The sequence below is a fragment of the Tropicimonas sp. TH_r6 genome, from assembly GCF_033101155.1.
Classification (GTDB): domain Bacteria; phylum Pseudomonadota; class Alphaproteobacteria; order Rhodobacterales; family Rhodobacteraceae; genus Tropicimonas.
The window spans coordinates 1-18,536 of record NZ_JAWMPX010000048.1 but is presented as its reverse complement, the minus strand read 5'-3'; the positions used below and the strand labels follow the sequence as shown (position 1 = coordinate 18,536).

Sequence of the window (18,536 nt, the reverse complement as noted above, 5' to 3'; positions counted from 1 at the left end):
GCGGCAACCTGCTTTCGAGGTGCAACCGCCGAAGCGGCGCAAGATGAAGCGGCGTCTGTTCGACAAGTACAGTTCGATCATCCGATTGCGACCGACACATCCGAAGCACGCCTGGAGCAGAGATTTTCGTTCGCGACAAACTCAGCAATGGCGTGTCTACAAGATGCTGACGGTTCGGGACGATTATACCCGCCAGGCACTGGTTGTCGAAGTGTGGGCCTGGATTGGTTCCGAGAATTTGCTGGAAGCCATGTACGGGCTGTTCCTGCGCCACGACAAACCTGAGTTTACGCATAAAGACCATGGTCCAAATTCGCATCAGAAATCTCGTAGCGGTGGCTTGAGAAGGTAGGCGAAAAACCCATCCAGATCTATCCGGCTTCGCCTTGGGGAAACGGTTATATAGAATGGTTCGATGGTACTCTACGAAGGGAAGCCCTGAACGCCGAATGGTGCATGACGACCAGACAGGCTCAAAATCGTCATCCACTGCTGGCCCAAAGAATACAATCACACCCGCCCGCATCAGACGCTCAGAATGCCTCCTCAGGCACCCAAAAAACGTCTAGGAAGTGGCCTATAGAAATGAAGCTGGATACTGTCAGACCACCTTTCGAAACAGACCGTACTGGAATGACTGGGCGCTGCCCCAGGGTGTAAGATGAACATGAGAGCGGAACGCTACGGGCGCGAATGAACGTCCAAGAGCGTTGGCGAGGGTTTTTGGATCGTACCGCATGACAGGAAGGCCGCTACATGTTTCAGGTCCGTTGGAGGCAAAGGAGGCGATAACAGCGTGCCCACCTGGCCTTAGGCAACGTAAAAGCCTGTCGATATATGCGAAGCGATCGATCGGCACTGTAAGGAAGTGAAACGCGGCGCGGTCATGCCACAGATCGTAGTGCCGTCTCGGCTCCCAGGTGGTTACGTCGGCGACAATCCAGTCGATGCTCTCCCCAAGAGGTCCAAGCCGCTTCCGGGTCGAGGCGAGCGCCGCCGGCGACAGGTCGAGCACCGTCAGATCCCGTAGGCCTTGTTCCATCAGACGCTTGCTCAAGCAAGAGGTTCCACCTCCAATGTCGATGACCGAGGATTCCGATGTCACCCCGGCCAGATTGGCGAGGTCAAGGGACGTTGCGGGATCCTCCTGATGCCAACTCAGCTCGGCATTGGATTTCTCGGTGTAGACCTGCTCCCAATGCGTCGTTCGGCTGTTCTCCATGGTTCACTTTCTGGTTTGTTCGCACCACCCAACATATTCTCCACGTGGAATTCGTTCAAGCTTGCGGCGAAGTTGCAGGAGAACGAAAACCGATTCAGCGGCTCGTCGAGCCCGACTGAGGAGAGGCGGGTCTGCGTCAATAAACCCCGTCCGAGTTGTTGCTTGCCTTTCGATTGCGTGAAGGCTCCCGATGGCAAATTGGTGTGGCTGTTCTTATCGTCGCACTCATGCCAACACGCTCAAATGCCCATCCGCTTCGCCTCCCGGCCGGTTCGGTCCTGTTCAGCCCCGGGCAGGAATGTCCCGGTTTCGTTCGGCTGCATTCCGGTAGCATCCGGGTCTCTCTGACAGCCGAGAATGGGCGGGAGGTCGTGCTCTACCGGGTAGCGCCCGGCGGACTTTGCTTGCAGACATTTTCCTGTCTCATCGATGGGCGGCGATACTCGGCCGAAGGTCGTGCAGAGACAGATATCGAAGGAGAGATCGTTCCGCACGCAGCGTTTCAGCGCAATCTCGCGGAGGATGCGGCGTTCAGAGCGGGTGTGTTTCGCGCCGTTGCAGAACGGTTTTCCGATTACGAACAGCTCGTCGAAGAGGTCGCCTTGACTGGTTTCGATGCCCGGCTGGCACGCGTGTTGACCCGGCTTGCCACCAACGGCGTGCTTCAGATGACACATGAGAGCCTTGCCGCTGAAACAGCATCCGGGCGCGCCTTCGTCAGCCGACGCCTAGCCGAGTTCGAGCGCAACGGGATCATCGCGCGCCGGCGCGGCGAGATCGAAATCCTTGATTTCGTCGGGCTCGAACGGATCGCGCAAGAGACCGGGTGACAATGTCACCGACAGGATCGGCGCTCTCTGCGAGACTGAGCTCGAAACTTGCATAGGAGAACCACCATGTCCCGAAACGAAGGTACCTTCGATCGCGCATTGCGCATCATTCTCGGCCTGATCCTGTTGCCCCTGGTCTTTATCGGCCCGGAAACGCCCTGGGGCTTGATCGGCCTCGTGCCGCTTGTGACGGGATTGATTGGCTATTGCCCGCTCTATGCCATCTTCGGCTTCAAGACCTGTCCGCTTTCGAAGACGTCATAATCTGATCTGTCAGCCGCTTCGGACCAAAGGCCGTATCCGGCGCGGCCGAAACATCCCATAAGAAGGGCAATGGAGCCCCGTGAGAAGAATCCGTCCCTCTGGAAAGGCGCGCCGTTGGCCACGCAATACGCGATTGCCAGCGGTGCTGTCCTTGTTGCGGTTGCGATCCTTGTCGGGACGGTCGTCGTTGGTCGGATCGAGGAGAACGTGGTCAGGAACAGCGCGAATTCGACGGCGCTCTTCATGGAGAGTGTGCTCGCTCCAATCGGACAGCAATTCGCGGATCAGGAAACCCTCTCGCCCGGTGCCCGGCGCGCCTTGGAGGAGATTTTCCAGAACACACCCATCGGCGAACGCGTGATTTCCTACAAGATCTGGAAACAGGGGGGGAAGGTTGTCGAAGCCTCAGATCCAACAATTGTCGGCGAGATCTTCCCGGTAACAGACGGACTTCGCTCTGCCTGGGAAGGCCAGGTGGCTGCCGAATTCGAGGCCCTCGGCGACGCAGAAGACGCTGGCGAGCAGAAGCTCGGCCTCCCACTGCTCGAAATCTATACGCCGATCCGGGAGTACTATTCCGGCGAGATCATTGCCGTTGCCGAGTTCTACGAGGTGCACGAGCAACTCGCGGCGGATCTCGCATGGGCGCGGCGAGACTCATGGCTGGCAGTGTTCGGTGCGTTCGGCGGGCTTGGGCTTGTTCTCTACCTGATCGTGCTTCGCGGAAGTCGGGTGATCGAGCGGCAACAGGAGAGGCTCCAGAGTCAGTTTCGAGACCTCGAATCCCTCTCCACCCACAACCAGAACTTGCGTCGGCGCGTTCGCGACGCAGCCGGACGTTCCGCGGAGCGTGCGGACCGCTCCATGCGCCAGATAGGGGCGGACCTGCATGACGGTCCGGCGCAACAGCTTGCATTCGCGGCCCTCAGGCTTGACGCCTTGCGGGATGGGCAAGCGATCCCAGACCGCCGACAAGAGATAGATCGGGTCGAGGGCGCCATCTCGGCGGCCCTTGCCGAGATCCGAACCATCTCACGCGGGCTGTCCTTACCTGATGTAGCTGAGAAGCAGTCCGCCGAGATCGTTGAGATGGCCGTCGAAGAACACAGGTCCCGGACCGGCGACAATGTTGCAGTGAATGCTTCGTGCGCCATGTCGGTGGACATGCCGCTTGCCGCGCGACTTTGCCTGTTCCGCTTCGTGCAGGAGGGTCTGAACAATGCCAGCCGTCACGCGGATGGTGCCGGAATGGAGGTTGACCTTGCCTGCGATCAGACCCGGCTGGTCCTTTTGGTGCATGATGCAGGTACTGGTTTCGATCGGTCGCACACCCCGTACGGTCTCGGCTTGTCAGGGTTGCGCGACCGTGTGGAAAGCCTTGGCGGCGCATTCCACGCAGGGAGGCGAGCGGAAGGGGGCGGTGAGCTTCGGCTGGAACTCGATCTGGGAGAATGGACATGACCCAATTGCGCGTCTTGATCGCGGATGACCACCCGCTGTTTCGGGAAGGTGTCGCAGCGCTGCTCGACTCCGATGAGGGGACGGTCGTTGTCGGGCAGGCCGAGACAGGAAGGAGCGCGTTGGACATGGCAAACGAGCATCTGCCTGACCTTGTGCTGCTGGACTTGTCCATGCCGGATGGCGGGTTGTGGGCGCTTGGAGAGATAAAGAAACTCGACACGCCACCGGTTGTAGCGATCCTGACCGTTTCCGAAGACGATGAGGACATTTTCACCGCACTGAAATCCGGCGCGGACGGATACATTCTGAAAGGGATAGGCGGCAGGGACTTGCTGGCAGCGGTCGAAGATCTGGCAGCCGGGCGTAGCTACGTCTCGCCCGGCCTTGCCATGAAGGTCCTGCAGGCGATGCGATCCCCTGCGAAGGCAGATGCCGAGGACGATCCGCTGGACAGCCTAACCGCGCGCGAGGAGGAGATCCTTAGGCTCGTTGCGACCGGCAAAAGCAACAAGGAGGTCGGGCGGGCGCTCGACCTCCAGGAGAAGACGGTCAAGCATTACATGACCATCATTCTTCAGAAACTCCAGGTCCGAAACCGGACAGAGGCCGCGCTGATGGCGCACGGCCGCTGGCCGGAAACCTGATCCCTACCGGAACGCCTTGGAAAGGCGGGTAACATCGGATTGCCGCGCACGCCGCTCGACCACAGTCCGGTTCTGCGAATCCTTAAGTTCATAGCGACCGTTTTCGATCTCTTCCTTCCAGCCGTCCGTGTAGGTGACTTCGATGTTTCCACCGCTGGACTCGGCCTTCGCGACCTTCCCGCCCCCGCGGAACTTGCCGTTTCCGGCAGCCCGGCCGCCTTCCGTGCTTGTTTTCCTGCCGCCGCCCGATGAGGCGCTCTTCGTGCCGGCACCCGATGCCGCGCCAGCCTGCCGAAGCTTCGCGTAGTCGCTTTTGCGCGCCGGCCGTTCCTCAATGGTTCGGCCTCTGGAATCCTTGCGCTCAAAGCGACCGTTCTCGATCTCGATCTTGGTGCCGTCGCTGAACGTCACCTCGATGCCATTGTCATCGTCGTCGTCATCCTCCCGGTCGCTCCGGTTGTCTCTGCTATTGCTGCGACCGCTATTGTCATCATCATCATCGTCACGATCGCCGTCCCGACCTCCGCCACCCTTGCCAGAGCGGTCGTCGTCATCCCGATCATCGTCATCGTCATCGTCATCGTCATCGTCATCGTCATCGTCATCGTCATCGTCATCGTCATCGTCATCGTCGTCATCGTCATCGTCATCGTCATCGTCATCGTCGTCATCGCCATCCCGGTCGCTATCTTTGGCCCAGGCCACGGAGCTTTCGAACGAAACCAACGCAGTCTCGCTGTCGAGGCGAATCTCAAACGGCGCGGAGACGAAAAGAGCCGCGGCAATGGCAAGGCTTGCGGTGGAGGACAACAGGTCCCGGACTTCTTTCAACATGTGATATCTCCCAATTGGCCCACGGGATACGTGAGGCAGTGATTTGGCAGGGCGATTGCCCGATGGAGACATGAAACCCGGCTGGACTGGTGAAATCTTCGGACCTTGGTCGGGCGGCGTTGTCAATTAGGTCCGGTTCGTTGCCAACGGATGCCAATCCGGGGCTTCGCGTGTTGCCTTGCCAAGATTGCGCAGATCCATGACCTGCACACAGCAAGTCCCACTTCGTGGTGTCTTATCTGGTGTTGAGGGGGACATGTCCGCAGGCGACGCTGACGATAATTGCGATGCCATCGAAACCGAAACCCCTGATGTTCGTACGACGCCTCATATTTAGCCGCATGAGAAACTGAATGGGCCTGGCTTCGGCGCGGGATGACTTGGAGTTGCCTACTGGCCCTCTTTTCCGCGGCAGAGAGTTCCATGCAAGAGCGGCATCCGGTAGGCGAGGAAATTGGATGCACGGCATTCAAAGGTCGAGTTGCCAAACCAGCAAAAACATTATTATTTCTGAACGCGTTAAGGGGTTGAGTGGTCCTCTGAGCGCAAGGCCTCATTTTGGCCGCCGAGCGCCCCGCATCCCCAATTTCGGGGCGCTCGTTATTTCCAGGCCTCTTCTTCCGCGAGATCAAGTGTTGTTGCTGACAGGCGACGGAAACGGGAGCAGGGTGCGTATCAGGAATGCGCAACGTTGATGTATTGGAGGATATCATGACACGCATCGCTCTTCCGCTTGCGGTGACACTGGCCGTTCTCGGGACCGCCGCCCTTGCCCAGCACGTTGTGTCCGGCGGTAGCTTTTGGGCGCGTTGGGACGCGAACAATGATGGCAGGGTTACTCTGAGCGAGGTCGAGACACGTCGGGCTGCGCTCTTCAGCACCTATGACACGAATGGCGATGGCGCTCTTTCCGCGGCCGAGTTCGACCGGATCACGCCGCAATCTGTCGGTGGCCGGCAGACGAATTCTCTGCGCGGTACCTGGCAGGTTGTCCGTACACAGATCGATGCCGATGGAGACGGGCGGGTCACCCAGGCGGAATACGTGGCCGGCGCGCAAATCTGGCGCGACAGGATGGACCTCAACGGTGATGGCGTTCTGACCGCTACGGATTTCGGGCGCACCGAAATGGGTGCGAGTCGAGGAAACGGTCGGGGCAATGGCCAAGGGCGCGGGATGCGGTGGAACAACGGTTGAGCCGCAATGGCCGCACAAGCTGGAATGCGTGCGCCTGACATGATGGTATGCGAGACGAAGGCAGCGGCTGTCAGGCCGCTGTCAGGTCGAATCCGCGATACTGGCGCCTGTGAAATACGCATACCTCTTCCTGACTCTCATTCTTGCCGGACCGGGCCTTGCCGAGTCCGACCATAACCTTGCCCGCGAGGCGGCCTCCCGCAGCGAGATCCTCCCTCTCGCCGCGGTGATGCAGGATGTGTCGGATCGCTACTCCGCGACACTGCTCGAGGTCGAACTGGAGCGCGAACACGGGCAGTATGTTTACGAGTTCGAGCTGATCACGCCAGACGGTCGCATACTCGAAGTCCTGGTAGACGCCACAACCGGCGAGGTTCTTGAGGAAGAGGAGGATTGATCCAATGCGCGCGCTCGTCGTCGAGGATGACGCGAGGATTGCCTCCGACCTGGGGACGGCGCTTCAGAGCGTGGGGTTCCGGGTGGAGAGCTGCGCGGATGGCGAGGAAGCCTGGTTTCTTGGCGACACTGAAGACTACGACCTCGTTGTGCTGGATCTTGGCCTGCCACAAGTGGACGGTCTGACAGTGCTGAAGCGCTGGCGCGGCAATGGCCGGGACATGCCTGTTCTCGTGCTGACAGCGCGCGGTGCCTGGACGGAACGGGTGGAAGGGATAGATGCTGGCGCAGACGACTACCTGCCCAAACCCTTCCGCATGGAGGAACTGGTGGCACGCGCCCGGGCGCTGGTGCGGCGGTCGGCAGGGCGTGGTTCGGCCTTGCAGGAGGCGGGCGACCTTGTCGTCGATACGAACCGGATGTCGGTTTCCCTGCGCGGGGTTCCGATGTCGGTCACGGCGCTCGAGTACCGGCTCCTCGCCTACCTGATGCTGCACCGGGACAGGATCATCGCCCCAGGCGAGTTGCTTGAGCATCTCTATGGTGATGAAGATGCCCGTGAGGCCAATGCACTGGAAGCAGTCATTACGCGCCTGCGCCGGAAGCTCGGCCCCGGGATCCTCGGAACCCGCCGCGGCTTCGGGTATTTCCTCGAACCGCCGGAGCCGAACGCGTGAAGTCCTATTCGCTTCGCTGGCGGCTCCTCGCGACCGGGACGATCGCGGTCGTGGTCGCGCTGGCGATTGCCGCCGTTGGGATATCGCTTCTGTTCTCGGCCCATGTGGAGCGCCGTGCGCTGGCGGAATTGTCGGTGCAACTCGACCAGGTCCTTTCAGGGGTCGAACGGGATGCGGACGGGCAGATCTATCTCTCCAACCAGCCGGCCGATCCACGCTTCAGCCGCCCGCTCGGCGGTCTTTACTGGCAGATTGCGGTGGAAGGGGGGCTTCTTCGGTCCCGTTCACTCTGGGATCACGAAATCCCGTTGCCTGACGATGAACTTCCCGATGGAGGGGAACATGTCCACATGCTTAAAGGGCCCGCTGAGCAATCGATCCTGACGGTCGAACGGAGTGTGATCCTTCCTGCAAGACTGGGCGAGACGCCGATGCGGGCTGCGGTTGCCGTGGATCGGGCGGACCTTCGGGCTGCCAGTCACGAGTTTGCTTCGGACCTTTTACCCTATCTGGCCGTCCTTGCCGCGGTGTTGATCCTTGCAATGGCCGCTCAGGTGGCCATCGGGCTGCGTCCGCTCGGGCGTGTAGAAGCCCGGATCGCCAGTATTCGTTCTGGTTCCTCGCAGCGGCTTGGCGAGGATTTTCCAACTGAAGTGATCCCTTTGGCCAAAAAGGTGGATGCGCTTCTCGCAGAACGCGAAGAGGAGGTTTCCCGTGCCGGAATGCGCGCCGCGGATCTGGCACACGGGTTCAAGACACCGCTTCAGGCGATGCTCGGCGAGGCGGGACGCTTGCGGGCGGGTGGACAGGTCGAACATGCCGAGGCCATCGAGGAAACCGTCGAGACGATGCGGGGGCATGTCGACCGGGAGTTGATGCGCGCGCGTGCGTCGCTGCATCGTAAAACCGCACAGTGCGGTGTCGGCGAGGTCGTGGAGGCTGTTCTTCGGGTCTTGCGCCGCACATCGCCGGGCAATGAGAAGAACTGGCATGTCGACATTCCGCCGGATCTTTCCATGGCGGCCGACGCGGGCGACCTGACCGAGATATTGGGTGCCATCGCGGAGAATGCCGCCCGCCATGCGAAGTCTCGTGTCGGGATAGATGCCCATGTGGACGGCCAGATGGTGGAGATCCGGATTGTCGACGACGGTCCCGGCATCCCGCCCGATCGCTTAGCAGAGATAACGCGCCGGGGCGTTCGGGCCGATGAAACCTCTGCCGGTAGCGGTTTCGGGCTGGCTATCGCCTCCGAACTTGCCGAAACCCTCGGCGGCAGATTGGACCTTCACCCCGGCACGCCTGGGTTGTCGGTGCACGTGATCCTGCCGAAAGGGTGACGGCCATTGCGACCGGCGTTGTTACGACCGAAGCCGGTCAAGCATGGGGCACTTGGTGGATCCTTCAGCGCAGTTGGCGGTCAGTTCCTCAAGAGCCGACGCAAGCTCCTGCAACTCGGAGATCTTGGAATTCACCTCGTCCAGTTGCGACAAGCCAAAATCCCGGACCTCGCTGCAATCGGCGGTTTCTTCAGAGGACAACGCGTAGAGCTTGCAGGCGATCGGAAGCGGGAACCCCAGGTCGCGGCATCGCCGGATGAATCGCAGTTCAGCGACCGCCGCCTCGGTGTAGACCCTTCGACCGGAGGCGGTTCTTTCAGCCTTTGCGATGACGCCTTCCCGCTCATAGTAGCGGATTGTTTCAATCGGCACCCCGCTTCGTCGGGATGCTTCGCCAATCGCGTGCATGTGATGAACTTTCGCTTGAACCTGTAGTTGCTACAGGATGCATGGTCTGCTGCATGATGTCGAACACAGATCATCTTGCCGAAACTCCTGACCGAGGTCCAAGCCGCCTGTTTGTCGGTTCGGCCGGCGTCCTGGCGCTTCTTTCCGCGTCCTGCTGCGTCTTGCCGATCGGGCTCTCAATCATTGGCCTTGGCGGTGCGTGGTTGACGATGCTTGGCCCATTTGTCGCCTACCAGACCGAGATACTCATCGTTGTCGGGGCGGTGCTGATCTGGGGTTGGTTGCGCCTGTGGCGTCGTTGGCCTTGCGCACGGAGACGACGTTCGACCCTTGTTATCCTCGGGTTCGCGACCGTTTCATTCCTTCTGGCGGCATCCTCGTCCCTTTGGGAAGACGAAGCGGCGCGAGCGATGTTTTCCCTATTGCGGAGTAGCCGAACGTGAACACCCAGACAGTTGAGTTGAAGAGTACCATTACCTGTCCGAAATGCGGAAAGTCCGAAACCGAGACCATGCCGACCGACAGTTGCCAATGGTTCTATGAATGCAAATCCTGCGGAGAGGTTCTGAAACCTCTCCCCGGCGATTGCTGCGTTTTCTGTTCCTACGGAACCGTGCCCTGTCCGCCGATCCAGAAAGGCGACAGCTGCTGCGGTTGATTGAACACGACCTCTGCGGCCGCGCTTCAAGAACTGGCGTTCCGAGGCGCCGTTCGCAGACCAAAACGTTCGGGCAACAAATCTGACAGCTCGCTGACAGCCTTGATCAGGCCGGTGTCAGTGCCACTATGAGACCTTGCCTTCAGTCGCCTGTTTTAGGTGTTGGAGGCAAAGAATGACTGACGCGACATCCACACGATTTGCCCCGTCGGGGGAGCCGGTGCGAGTCTGGGATATATGGGTGCGCCTGTTCCATTGGTCGCTTGTTGCCAGCATCAGCACCGCCGCTGTAACCGGATTCATTCTCGGAGCGCAGTATATCGCGCTACACATCGCATCCGGACTGATCGCTATGGCGCTGGTCGCGGCACGCATTGTCTGGGGATTTCTCGGGCCCACTCATGCCCGGTTCCGGGACTTCCTGCGCAAGCCGGCCGAGATCCTGTCCCATCTGACGGGAGGAGATACTGGCCGGCACCTGGGTCACAACCCGGCCGGTGGCCTGATGATGCTTGGCTTGATGGCTGTCGTGGGATTGCTCGCCCACACCGGGTTGGCGGGGCTCGGGGGAGCCATGAAAACAGGGCCGTTCCTCTCGCTGCCCTACGCGATTGGAGAGGCCGGTCTGGAGCTCCACGAAGTCCTGGCACTGCTGCTTCTTGTCATGATCCTTGCGCATGTCGTCGCCGCGATCCTCGAGAGCCGACGCAGCCATGAGAACCTCGCCCGCTCGATGGTAACCGGCATCAAGGAGAGCCGTCCCGGCGATCACCCCAGCCATCTCGCGCGTGCATACCCGCGCCTCGCCTTGTTGGTCATTGCCATATTGGCAGGCGCCATTGCGGTGAGCCTGCGGCAGAACACCCATGCCCCCGCTTTCGCTCCGGTGGTCGAGCTCGACGAGATCTTTGCCGAGGAATGCACCGCCTGCCACCTCGCCTATCACCCCAGCCTTTTGTCGGCAGTGGAATGGCGGGAGATCATGGGCGGCCTTGACGAACACTTTGGCGAAGATGCCAGCCTCGATTCAGAGACCAACGCCCGGATCACCGAATGGCTGATCTCCCATGACGCGTCGACCGCGCAGACCCGGCCAGCCCACCAGTTTGCCGGCGCGAGGGAAGATCCGACCGGCTCGATCACCGAAACACGCGCCTGGGCCGATCTGCACGAGAGCCTATCGGAAAGGACCTTCTTCCGTGCTCCCATCTACTCGAAATCGAACTGTTCTGCCTGTCATGCCGATGCCGAGACCGGATGGTTCAGCCCCTTCCAGATCCGAATTTCCAAGGAGACACCCAGATGAAATACCTGTTGGTTCTGCCAATTGCCCTTCTGGCTGCGCCCGCTGTCGCGCAATCGACCACACCCGCCGAGTTGCTTGCGCAATACTCGACCAAGGCTGGCGCGGAAGCATCCGCCGAGCGTGGGCAGGCCTTGTTCATGGCCGATCACACCGGCGGCAAGCCCGACACGCCCTCCTGCACGACCTGCCACACGGCTGACCCGAAGAGCGCCGGACAAGCCCGGACCGGCAAGCCGATCGAGCCGCTGGCGCCCTCGGCCAACCCGGAGCGGTTCACCGATCTCAAGTTCGTCGAGAAATGGTTCGGCCGGAATTGCAATTCCGTGCTCGGCCGCGACTGCACCGCAGCCGAAAAGGCCGATGTCATCGCCTGGCTCGCCAGCCTCTGACCCACACGGAAATTGACCATGAAACATATCCTGCTTTTTGCCATCGCCGCCATTGCGCACTCGGGAGGCGCATTTGCCGACGAGATGGAATACATGCCGCCCGTGACCCATGCCGCCACACTGGAAGAATGCAGCGCCTGTCATATGGCCTACCCGGCCGGGTTCCTGCCGCCGCAATCATGGAGTGTCATGATGGACGCTCTGGACGATCATTTTGGCGAGAATGCCGGGCTGGACGAGGAGACCCGCGCCGAGATCGAGGCCTATCTCGTTGCGAATGCCGGACGGGATCGTTCGAAGGGAAGCACCGTGCCGTTGCGCATCTCCGATTTGCCGTGGTTCCGGCATGAACATGAGGAAGAGGTCTCGAAGCGCCAGTTCGAACAGGCGAAGTCCTGGGCCAATTGCAATGCCTGCCACAAACAGGCGGAACAGGGGATCTTCGAGGACGATTGAAAAACCAGAGGACGTGCATGCTTGGTTGCGCCGGCACGTCCCTCCGCCTTTTGAATCTCCGTCAGCCTGTTGTCAGGAGGAGGGTGATATCCTTTGGAAAACGATACGCGAACAGAGGCAGCATAAGTGAACATCGACTGGGGCATTCATCGCCGGGAAGAACACGGTCTGGGACAAATACAGGAGTATCTGAAGCAGATCGTCTATGGCGGCAATGACGGGATTGTCACCACATTCGCCATTGTCGCCGGTTTCGCGGGTGCCTCTGCCGATGGCGCGGCACAGATCGGTGCCCTGGCGGTTCTCGTGTTCGGCCTGGCAAATCTCTTTGCGGACGCGGTCTCGATGGGGTTGGGGGAGTTCCTGTCGACCCGATCGCAACGAGATCTCTATGTCTCGCATCGCAGGATCGAACTGGAGGAGCTGGAAGCAAACCCGGAGCACGAGCGGCGCGAGCTGGTCCAGATGCTGGTTGAGCGCGGCCTTGAACCCGTTGCCGCAGATCGGATGTCCCGCGAGCTGATCCAATGCCCGGAACTCGTCGCCGACATGATGATGAGCTACGAGCTGGAAATGCCGGACATGCGCAACGGCTCTCCGGCGCTTGACGGGCTGATGACCTTCCTGTCCTTCGTCACTTTCGGAGCCATACCGCTGGCGCCCTATTTCCTGTTCGAACCGACAGTCGCGACTTTCTACGCCTCGGTCGCCGCCACGTTCTCGGCGCTCGTCCTGTTGGGCATTCTACGGTGGTGGTCGACCAGGGAGAGCATGCTGCGTTGTGTCGGCGAAACGGTTCTCGTCGGTAGTGTTTGCGCCGTCGTCGCCTACGGGGTTGGTGCAATCGTCGGAGGATAGTGGACGGACAGGGAGATCTATCGCGGCAATCGTCGTTTCAGTAGCTGCGAGAGGTGTCGTCGAAGACATGTGAGCGAAGCGCGAGGGGGAAGTTATGCGTGTGCTGATAACGGGCGGAAGTGGCAAGGCGGGGCGACATGTGTGCCGTTTCCTCGTTGGCAAGGGCCACAGGGTCGTCAATGTGGATCTGAGACCGCTGGACGAGCCGGGGATCGACAACCTGATCGCCGACATCACCGACAGCGGGTCGATGTTCAACGTGATGACGAGCTACGCCGATTTCGACGAGCTGGAGCCTGGCACGGGTGTGCCGGCTTTCGATGCAGTTGTGCATCTCGCCGCCGTGCCACGCATTTTGATCAACCCCGATCACGAGACCTTCCGGGTCAACACCATCGGCACCTACAACGTGATCGAGGCGGCGGTGAAGCTCGGCATCCGCAAGATCGTCTTTGCCTCTTCCGAGACGACCTATGGCGTGTGCTTCGCCGATGGGGTTGCTTTGCCCGACTACCTGCCGGTCGACGAGGAGCACGACACCAACCCGATGGACAGCTACGGGCTCTCCAAGGTGGTCAACGAGAAGACCGCGCGCGCCTTCCAGCGCCGATCCGGCTTCGACATCTACGGGCTCCGCATCGGCAATGTGATGGAGCCGCACGAGTATGAGCGTTTCCCGGAGTTCTTTGCCGATCCAGGCTGCAGGCGGCGCAATATCTTCTGCTATATCGACGCGCGCGATCTCGGCCAGATCGTTGATCAGTGCCTGAAGACCGACGGGCTCGGTTTCCAAGTATTCAATGCCGGGAACGACACCAACTCGGTCAACATCCCCAACAGCGAGATCATCGCACGTTTCTATCCGGAGGTGCCGATCAAGCGGGAACTGCACCAGGACGAAGCGCTCTTCTCCAATCTGAAGATCCGGACCATGCTCGGCTTCGAGGAAAAACACGACTGGCGTGACTACGTTCCGGAGGATCAGCATTGAGCAATCCTGTCGTCGGCTTCATCGGCATCGGCTATATGGGCCGCGGTATCGGGGCCAACATCCTGAAGGCGGGTTTCCCGCTGGTCGTGGTGGCCCATCGCAATCGTGGTCCTGTCGAGGAGCTTGTCGCTCAGAGTGCCACCGAGGCGGCGTCTGTCGCCGAACTGGCCGCGCAAAGCGAGATCATCCACATCTGCGTCTCTGGCTCGCCGCAGGTCGAGGCGGTGATCAGCGGCGAAGGGGGCATTGTGGCCAATGCAAAAGCGGGAAGCGTGGTCATTGATTGCTCCACTTCCGACCCCGTCAGCACCGCCCACGTGGCCGAAACATTGGCCGAGAAGGGGATTTCCATGGCCGATGCCCCGCTTGGCGGCACGCCGGCCAATGCTGCGGACGGCACGCTCGGGGCGATGGTCGGCGCGGATGCGGAGACGTTCGCCCGGATCGAGCCGGTCCTGCGTGCATGGGCCAACAACATCATGCATCTCGGGCCCGTGGGCATGGGGCACAAGATGAAGCTTATCAACAACTTCATTGCCCTTGGAAACGCGGCCTTGCTGTCGGAGGCGATGGCGATCTCTCGCAAGTCGGGCCTGAGCATCGAACAGTTCCACCAGGTGATCGGCACCAGCCGGATGCGCAATGGCTTCTATGACACCTTCATGAAGTGGACGCTGGAACATGACGAGAATGCCCATCGTTTCTCGATCACCAACGCCCACAAGGACATGCGCTACCTGTCGAACCTCGCCACAAGCGTTGGGGCGGTGAACCCGGTGCAATCGGCAATTCGCAACAACCTCGGCGCGATGGAGGCGGCAGGGCAGGGGGAGCGCTATGTGCCGATGCTGGCCGATTTCATCGCCGCCATGAATGGTCTGGAACCGGAAGGAGACGCATGATGGCAGGCATTCGGATGATCAATGGCATTCCGCAGATCGGCTTCGGCACGTGGAACCGGGACGGACAGGTGGCCTATGACACGGTCCGGCAGGCGCTTGACGTGGGCTACCGCCACATCGACACGGCCGAAGGGTACAAAAACGAGGAATTCGTCGGTGCGGCGATTGCCGACAGCGGCATCGACCGGGCAGACATCTTCCTGACCACGAAAGTGTCTCCCGAAAGCTTTGGCCCGGGCCAGATCATGTCTCACGCCCGGACGTCCCTCGACAAGCTGCGAGTCGAGCATGTCGATCTGCTGCTGCTCCATTATCCGTCGATCGGTGACGAGTACGAGATCGAGGATTACATGGGCCAATTCGCCGAAGTCTTCGACGCCGGGCTGACCGAACGGATCGGTGTGTCCAACTTCACGAAGCGGTACATCGACAGGGCGTTGGAGCTGCTCGGCGACCGTCCCATTGCCACCAACCAGGTGGAAATCCATCCGCTGATGCAGAACCGGCCCATCGTCGAGCATTGCCGCGACCGGGGCATTTCGCTGACGGCTTATTCACCGCTTGGCCGAGGCTGTGTGAACGACAGCGCAGGGCTGAAAGAAATTGCAGCGGAGCATGGCGCGACGGCCGCACAAATAGCGCTTGCATTCCTCATGGCCGAAGGCTTCATCGTCATCCCTTCCTCGGGCAATCAGGCACGGATCGCCGAGAATTTCGTTGCAAAGGACTTCGCCCTGACGGAGGCGGAAATCGCCACGATCCGGACCCTGGACGAAGGCCGTCGGCTGGTCGATGGACCGTGGTGCCCAGCCTGGGACACGAACTAAAAGTACCCCGGAGGCACCCGCGCGGTCCGCCACCGGGCTTTGACAACGCGGCTGACCGGTTGCCCCTGCGCGCGACAATGGCTCAAACGATGAGAGATGCGAAAATGACCCAAACGTTTGGCAACACCGATCTGGTCACCAGTCCCATTATCTATGGCTGTATGGGAGGTGCCGGGGCCTTTGGTCCGCAAGAAGAAAGGGATTCTGTCGAAGCCCTGCAGGAGGCCTTCAATGTCGGGATCAATTTCTTCGACACCGCTGAGCTCTATGGCAACGGGTATTCAGAACAGCTTCTGGGCCGCGCCCTGGGGGACAAGCGTTCCGAGATGGTCATTTCCTCAAAGGTCGGGCGGGCGAACATGAAACCCGACGACCTGGTCGCGGCCTGCGAGCGGAGCCTGAAGAACATCGGGACCGACTATATCGACCTCTACATGCTGCACTGGCCGAACTGGAACGTGCCGTTCGCCGACAGCATCGGCGCGCTGAAGAAACTGAAGGACGACGGAAAGATCCGCTGGTACGGCGTGTCCAACTTCGGCACCCGCGACCTGGACGAGGCGCTGAGCCTCGGAGAGATTTCCGTCAACCAGCTGCCCTATCACCTGTTCGCCCGCGCCATCGAGTTCGAGGTTCAGCCCAAATGCGAGGCGGCCGGCGTTCCCATCATGTGCTACTCCTCGTTGATGCAGGGGCTTCTGGCCGGGAAGTACCGGTCGCTGCAGGACTTCCCGGTGGATCGCGCCCGGACTCGCGTTTTCGACTCCCGCAAGTGGCCCGAAGCGGCTCACGGAAAGGATGGCGCCGAGGAAACCGGGCAGCGTCTTCTGGACACACTGTGGAGACTCGTGGAGGAAACCGGATTGTCGATGGAGGAGCTGGCCATCGGCTGGCTGAAAACGCGCCCCGCGGTTGGGGGCGTGATCGTCGGAACGCGAAACGGCGAACAGAGCCGGCGCCTGAAGACAACTCTGGAGGTCAAACTCGAGGCGCCGGTGTTGCAGGCCCTGACCGAGGCGTCCGATCCTCTCAAGGCAGAACTGGGCACTGATATCGACATGTGGGGCAAGGGGCGGACACGGTAGAAGGATTGGGGCAGCTGCGTCCACGGCCGCGAACACAGCGCGTGTCGTCAAGGGTGTGGTGTGCCACTTGGGAAGGGTGGAGCCCGGAGATGGGCGCAGTCCAAAAGGACAGGAGGAACGAATGAAGATCGGATTTTTGGGGCTGGGCAAGATGGGAAGCGGAATGGCGGCCTGCCTGGCCGAGGCCGGCCACGAGGTGACGGTCTGGAACCGCAGCCAAGGCAAGGCCGGCGATCTGCTGGCACTCGGGGCGCGGGAGGCAGCGACCCCCGCGGAAGCCGCGGACGGGGCCGAGGCCGTTTTCTCGATGGTCGCAGATGACGACGCGTCGAGCCGATGCTGGCTGGCTGAGGATGGTGCCGCGGGTGCAATGCCCATGGGCGCGCTGCTTATTGAATGCTCGACGATCTCGCATGCCCATTCCGCCCGTCTGGCCGAGGTGGCGACGACGCGGGGCCTCACGTATCTTGACTGCCCGGTGAATGGCCCGCCCGCCGGTGCCCGCAAGGGGGAGCTTGTCTTGCTGCTCGGGGCCGCGGACGAAGACCTCGGGCGCGCGCGCGCGCTGTTGGAGGTGATCTCGCAATCCATCCTGCATTTCGGGGGTACCGGCACCGGCACGGCCTACAAGCTCATCAACAACCTGCTGGGCGCTGTCCATATCACGGCAATGGCCGAAGCTGCCGTCCTGGCCGGAAAGTACGGTATCGACGTGGACACAATGGTCGAGGCGATCCGAACCGGTCCTATCGCCAGCCCGCATACGATGCGCATGTCCCGCCCGATGCTGGAGGGACGGTCGGCCGACACCTTCGCGCTATCGATCGGGTTGCGGGAGAAAGACGCGCGCTATTGCATCGCCATGGCCGACGCGAGCGGTGTCGAGATGCCGGTCGGAGCGAGCGCTCATGCATGGTATTCGAAGTCGGCCAAGATCCACGGCGATCAGGACGACTCCCTCATACTGGAGACCGTCGCTGAGCACGCGTGATGGGAGATCTGCCCCGGGAGAAACATTGTTACCAAGTTCAAACTGCCGAATGTAATGTTGTGTCTCGTTCTTCTACCAATTGCCATATGACTGGCGGGAAAACCTAGAAAATCCAAAAGAAAGGGAAGAACCGACACAACTTCGGCCTGCATAGTCATCGTGAACTTGGCTTCTGCATGGAGCAGTCCCGGCAGTTCGTCTTTGGCTACTATCTCTCCGGGGCTACGCCGCGAATCCCTCACCACCGCGGTGAGCACGTCTTCCAAGATGTGCTCCCTGACCTCTCCGCTGTCGTCGCCTTCGAGTGACGTCAGGCGTTCGTGGATTGCTGCCAGGGCTGAGCGGAAAATCTCCGCCAGCCGGTCGTTGTCATCCTTCATTGGGTATCTCCCTCTTATCGGACGGCGGTTGTCGCCGTCCCGAAGGGCGCCCGAAAAAACACCCGCCACCACGTCGGGCGGCGGGCAGGACGTCAGGCGATGGTCAGGCCATCGTCTTCGATACCGTCGATGATCGGAGGCGCATACCGGGTCTCGATCGCAAGGTGCTGTCCCAGCGACGGCGTGTCCTCGGGCAGGTGTTCCTGCACCCAGGCCTGGGCCGCCACCGAGACAGGCCTTAGCAAGATGAAACCTCCGGCAAGCTTCGCTTCGAAATCTTCATTGGTCGTGTCGGACATTGTGGTCTCCCTTCGGTTCGTCGTCCTCCGGGTGCCCGAAAAAGCCCCGCGCCACCCTCACCTGGGGTGGCACGAGGGTCTTCACTCCGCTGCCATATGGGTCAGCAGGAGCCTGTTCTGG

24 protein-coding genes and 1 pseudogene are annotated in these 18,536 nt (G+C 60.8%); 20 read left to right on the top strand and 5 right to left on the bottom strand.

The window, feature by feature from the left end:
* Both R3X27_RS24445 and R3X27_RS25735 read left to right on the top strand, forming a co-directional pair.
* Window positions 1–352, top strand: a pseudogene (locus tag R3X27_RS24445) (hypothetical protein); the annotation flags it as partial.
* A gap of 11 nt (window positions 353–363) precedes the next feature.
* On the top strand, window positions 364–660 hold the full coding sequence (locus R3X27_RS25735; protein WP_411572540.1) for a hypothetical protein: 297 nt from the start codon (window positions 364–366) through the stop codon (window positions 658–660).
* Here the strand turns inward: R3X27_RS25735 and R3X27_RS24440 are convergent.
* On the bottom strand, window positions 602–1,222 hold the full coding sequence (locus tag R3X27_RS24440; RefSeq protein ID WP_317711527.1) for a class I SAM-dependent methyltransferase: 621 nt from the start codon (window positions 1,220–1,222) through the stop codon (window positions 602–604). The genes R3X27_RS25735 and R3X27_RS24440 overlap by 59 nt on opposite strands.
* Window positions 1,223–1,449: 227 nt before the next feature.
* Here R3X27_RS24440 and R3X27_RS24435 point away from each other — a divergent pair, with 227 nt between their 5' ends.
* The 4 genes from R3X27_RS24435 to R3X27_RS24420 all read left to right on the top strand — a co-directional run bounded on the left by R3X27_RS24435 (window position 1,450) and on the right by R3X27_RS24420 (window position 4,421).
* Window positions 1,450–2,052 carry a Crp/Fnr family transcriptional regulator gene (locus R3X27_RS24435; protein WP_317711528.1) on the top strand — a complete coding sequence of 201 codons (603 nt, stop codon included), beginning with the start codon at window positions 1,450–1,452 and terminating at the stop codon, window positions 2,050–2,052.
* 66 nt (window positions 2,053–2,118) lie between these two features.
* Window positions 2,119–2,316, top strand: a complete 198-nt coding sequence (locus tag R3X27_RS24430; RefSeq protein WP_317711526.1) for a DUF2892 domain-containing protein — start codon at window positions 2,119–2,121, stop codon at window positions 2,314–2,316.
* Between the two features lie 69 nt (window positions 2,317–2,385).
* Window positions 2,386–3,777 carry a sensor histidine kinase gene (locus tag R3X27_RS24425; RefSeq protein WP_317711525.1) on the top strand — a complete coding sequence of 464 codons (1,392 nt, stop codon included), beginning with the start codon at window positions 2,386–2,388 and terminating at the stop codon, window positions 3,775–3,777.
* Window positions 3,774–4,421, top strand: a complete 648-nt coding sequence (locus tag R3X27_RS24420) for a response regulator transcription factor (RefSeq protein WP_317711524.1) — start codon at window positions 3,774–3,776, stop codon at window positions 4,419–4,421. Before R3X27_RS24425 ends, R3X27_RS24420 begins: the two co-directional genes overlap by 4 nt.
* Before the next feature lie 3 nt (window positions 4,422–4,424).
* Here the strand turns inward: R3X27_RS24420 and R3X27_RS24415 are convergent, their stop codons facing one another.
* On the bottom strand, window positions 4,425–5,255 hold the full coding sequence (locus R3X27_RS24415) for a hypothetical protein (protein WP_317711523.1): 831 nt from the start codon (window positions 5,253–5,255) through the stop codon (window positions 4,425–4,427).
* Between the two features lie 711 nt (window positions 5,256–5,966).
* Between R3X27_RS24415 and R3X27_RS24410 the strand changes: the two genes are divergently transcribed.
* The 4 genes from R3X27_RS24410 (at window position 5,967) to R3X27_RS24395 (ending at window position 8,865) form a co-directional block, all read left to right on the top strand.
* Window positions 5,967–6,452 (top strand): EF-hand domain-containing protein, encoded by a 486-nt coding sequence (locus tag R3X27_RS24410; protein ID WP_317711522.1) that lies wholly within the window; start codon window positions 5,967–5,969, stop codon window positions 6,450–6,452.
* Between the two features lie 109 nt (window positions 6,453–6,561).
* Complete coding sequence (locus R3X27_RS24405) at window positions 6,562–6,849, top strand: PepSY domain-containing protein (protein ID WP_317711521.1); 288 nt, start codon at window positions 6,562–6,564, stop codon at window positions 6,847–6,849.
* 4 nt (window positions 6,850–6,853) lie between these two features.
* A complete protein-coding gene (locus R3X27_RS24400; protein ID WP_317711520.1) occupies window positions 6,854–7,525 on the top strand; it encodes a response regulator transcription factor in 672 nt (223 codons plus the stop codon).
* The gene (locus R3X27_RS24395) at window positions 7,522–8,865 is read left to right on the top strand and encodes a HAMP domain-containing sensor histidine kinase (RefSeq protein WP_317711519.1); all 1,344 of its coding nucleotides are present in this window, start codon (window positions 7,522–7,524) and stop codon (window positions 8,863–8,865) included. Before R3X27_RS24400 ends, R3X27_RS24395 begins: the two co-directional genes overlap by 4 nt.
* A 21-nt stretch (window positions 8,866–8,886) precedes the next feature.
* Here the strand turns inward: R3X27_RS24395 and R3X27_RS24390 are convergent, their stop codons facing one another.
* On the bottom strand, window positions 8,887–9,273 hold the full coding sequence (locus R3X27_RS24390) for a MerR family transcriptional regulator (RefSeq protein ID WP_317711518.1): 387 nt from the start codon (window positions 9,271–9,273) through the stop codon (window positions 8,887–8,889).
* Window positions 9,274–9,733: 460 nt separating this feature from the next.
* Here R3X27_RS24390 and R3X27_RS24385 point away from each other — a divergent pair, with 460 nt between their 5' ends.
* The 10 genes from R3X27_RS24385 to R3X27_RS24340 all read left to right on the top strand — a co-directional run bounded on the left by R3X27_RS24385 (window position 9,734) and on the right by R3X27_RS24340 (window position 17,736).
* Window positions 9,734–9,931 carry a GDCCVxC domain-containing (seleno)protein gene (locus R3X27_RS24385; protein ID WP_411572539.1) on the top strand — a complete coding sequence of 66 codons (198 nt, stop codon included), beginning with the start codon at window positions 9,734–9,736 and terminating at the stop codon, window positions 9,929–9,931.
* Window positions 9,932–10,106: 175 nt separating this feature from the next.
* A complete protein-coding gene (locus tag R3X27_RS24380) occupies window positions 10,107–11,237 on the top strand; it encodes a cytochrome b/b6 domain-containing protein (protein WP_317711516.1) in 1,131 nt (376 codons plus the stop codon).
* Window positions 11,234–11,626, top strand: a complete 393-nt coding sequence (locus R3X27_RS24375) for a DUF1924 domain-containing protein (protein WP_317711515.1) — start codon at window positions 11,234–11,236, stop codon at window positions 11,624–11,626. Before R3X27_RS24380 ends, R3X27_RS24375 begins: the two co-directional genes overlap by 4 nt.
* Window positions 11,627–11,644: 18 nt before the next feature.
* Window positions 11,645–12,082, top strand: a complete 438-nt coding sequence (locus R3X27_RS24370; protein ID WP_317711514.1) for a diheme cytochrome c — start codon at window positions 11,645–11,647, stop codon at window positions 12,080–12,082.
* Window positions 12,083–12,208: 126 nt separating this feature from the next.
* Window positions 12,209–12,940, top strand: coding sequence for a VIT1/CCC1 transporter family protein (locus tag R3X27_RS24365; protein WP_317711513.1), 732 nt, complete (start codon window positions 12,209–12,211; stop codon window positions 12,938–12,940).
* 94 nt (window positions 12,941–13,034) lie between these two features.
* Entirely contained in the window at window positions 13,035–13,931 is an 897-nt protein-coding gene (locus tag R3X27_RS24360; protein ID WP_317711512.1) for an NAD(P)-dependent oxidoreductase, read from the top strand.
* Complete coding sequence (locus R3X27_RS24355) at window positions 13,928–14,833, top strand: NAD(P)-dependent oxidoreductase (RefSeq protein WP_317711511.1); 906 nt, start codon at window positions 13,928–13,930, stop codon at window positions 14,831–14,833. The genes R3X27_RS24360 and R3X27_RS24355 overlap by 4 nt, the downstream gene beginning before the upstream one ends.
* Window positions 14,833–15,660 carry an aldo/keto reductase gene (locus tag R3X27_RS24350; RefSeq protein WP_317711510.1) on the top strand — a complete coding sequence of 276 codons (828 nt, stop codon included), beginning with the start codon at window positions 14,833–14,835 and terminating at the stop codon, window positions 15,658–15,660. Before R3X27_RS24355 ends, R3X27_RS24350 begins: the two co-directional genes overlap by 1 nt.
* Window positions 15,661–15,764: 104 nt before the next feature.
* The gene (locus R3X27_RS24345) at window positions 15,765–16,745 is read left to right on the top strand and encodes an aldo/keto reductase (protein ID WP_317711509.1); all 981 of its coding nucleotides are present in this window, start codon (window positions 15,765–15,767) and stop codon (window positions 16,743–16,745) included.
* Window positions 16,746–16,866: 121 nt separating this feature from the next.
* The gene (locus R3X27_RS24340; RefSeq protein ID WP_317711508.1) at window positions 16,867–17,736 is read left to right on the top strand and encodes an NAD(P)-dependent oxidoreductase; all 870 of its coding nucleotides are present in this window, start codon (window positions 16,867–16,869) and stop codon (window positions 17,734–17,736) included.
* Here the strand turns inward: R3X27_RS24340 and R3X27_RS24335 are convergent.
* Window positions 17,691–18,116, bottom strand: a complete 426-nt coding sequence (locus tag R3X27_RS24335) for a hypothetical protein (RefSeq protein WP_317711507.1) — start codon at window positions 18,114–18,116, stop codon at window positions 17,691–17,693. The two genes, R3X27_RS24340 and R3X27_RS24335, sit on opposite strands and share 46 nt — an antisense overlap.
* A gap of 92 nt (window positions 18,117–18,208) precedes the next feature.
* A complete protein-coding gene (locus R3X27_RS24330) occupies window positions 18,209–18,415 on the bottom strand; it encodes a hypothetical protein (protein WP_317711506.1) in 207 nt (68 codons plus the stop codon).
* Between the last annotated feature and the right edge of the window lie 121 nt (window positions 18,416–18,536).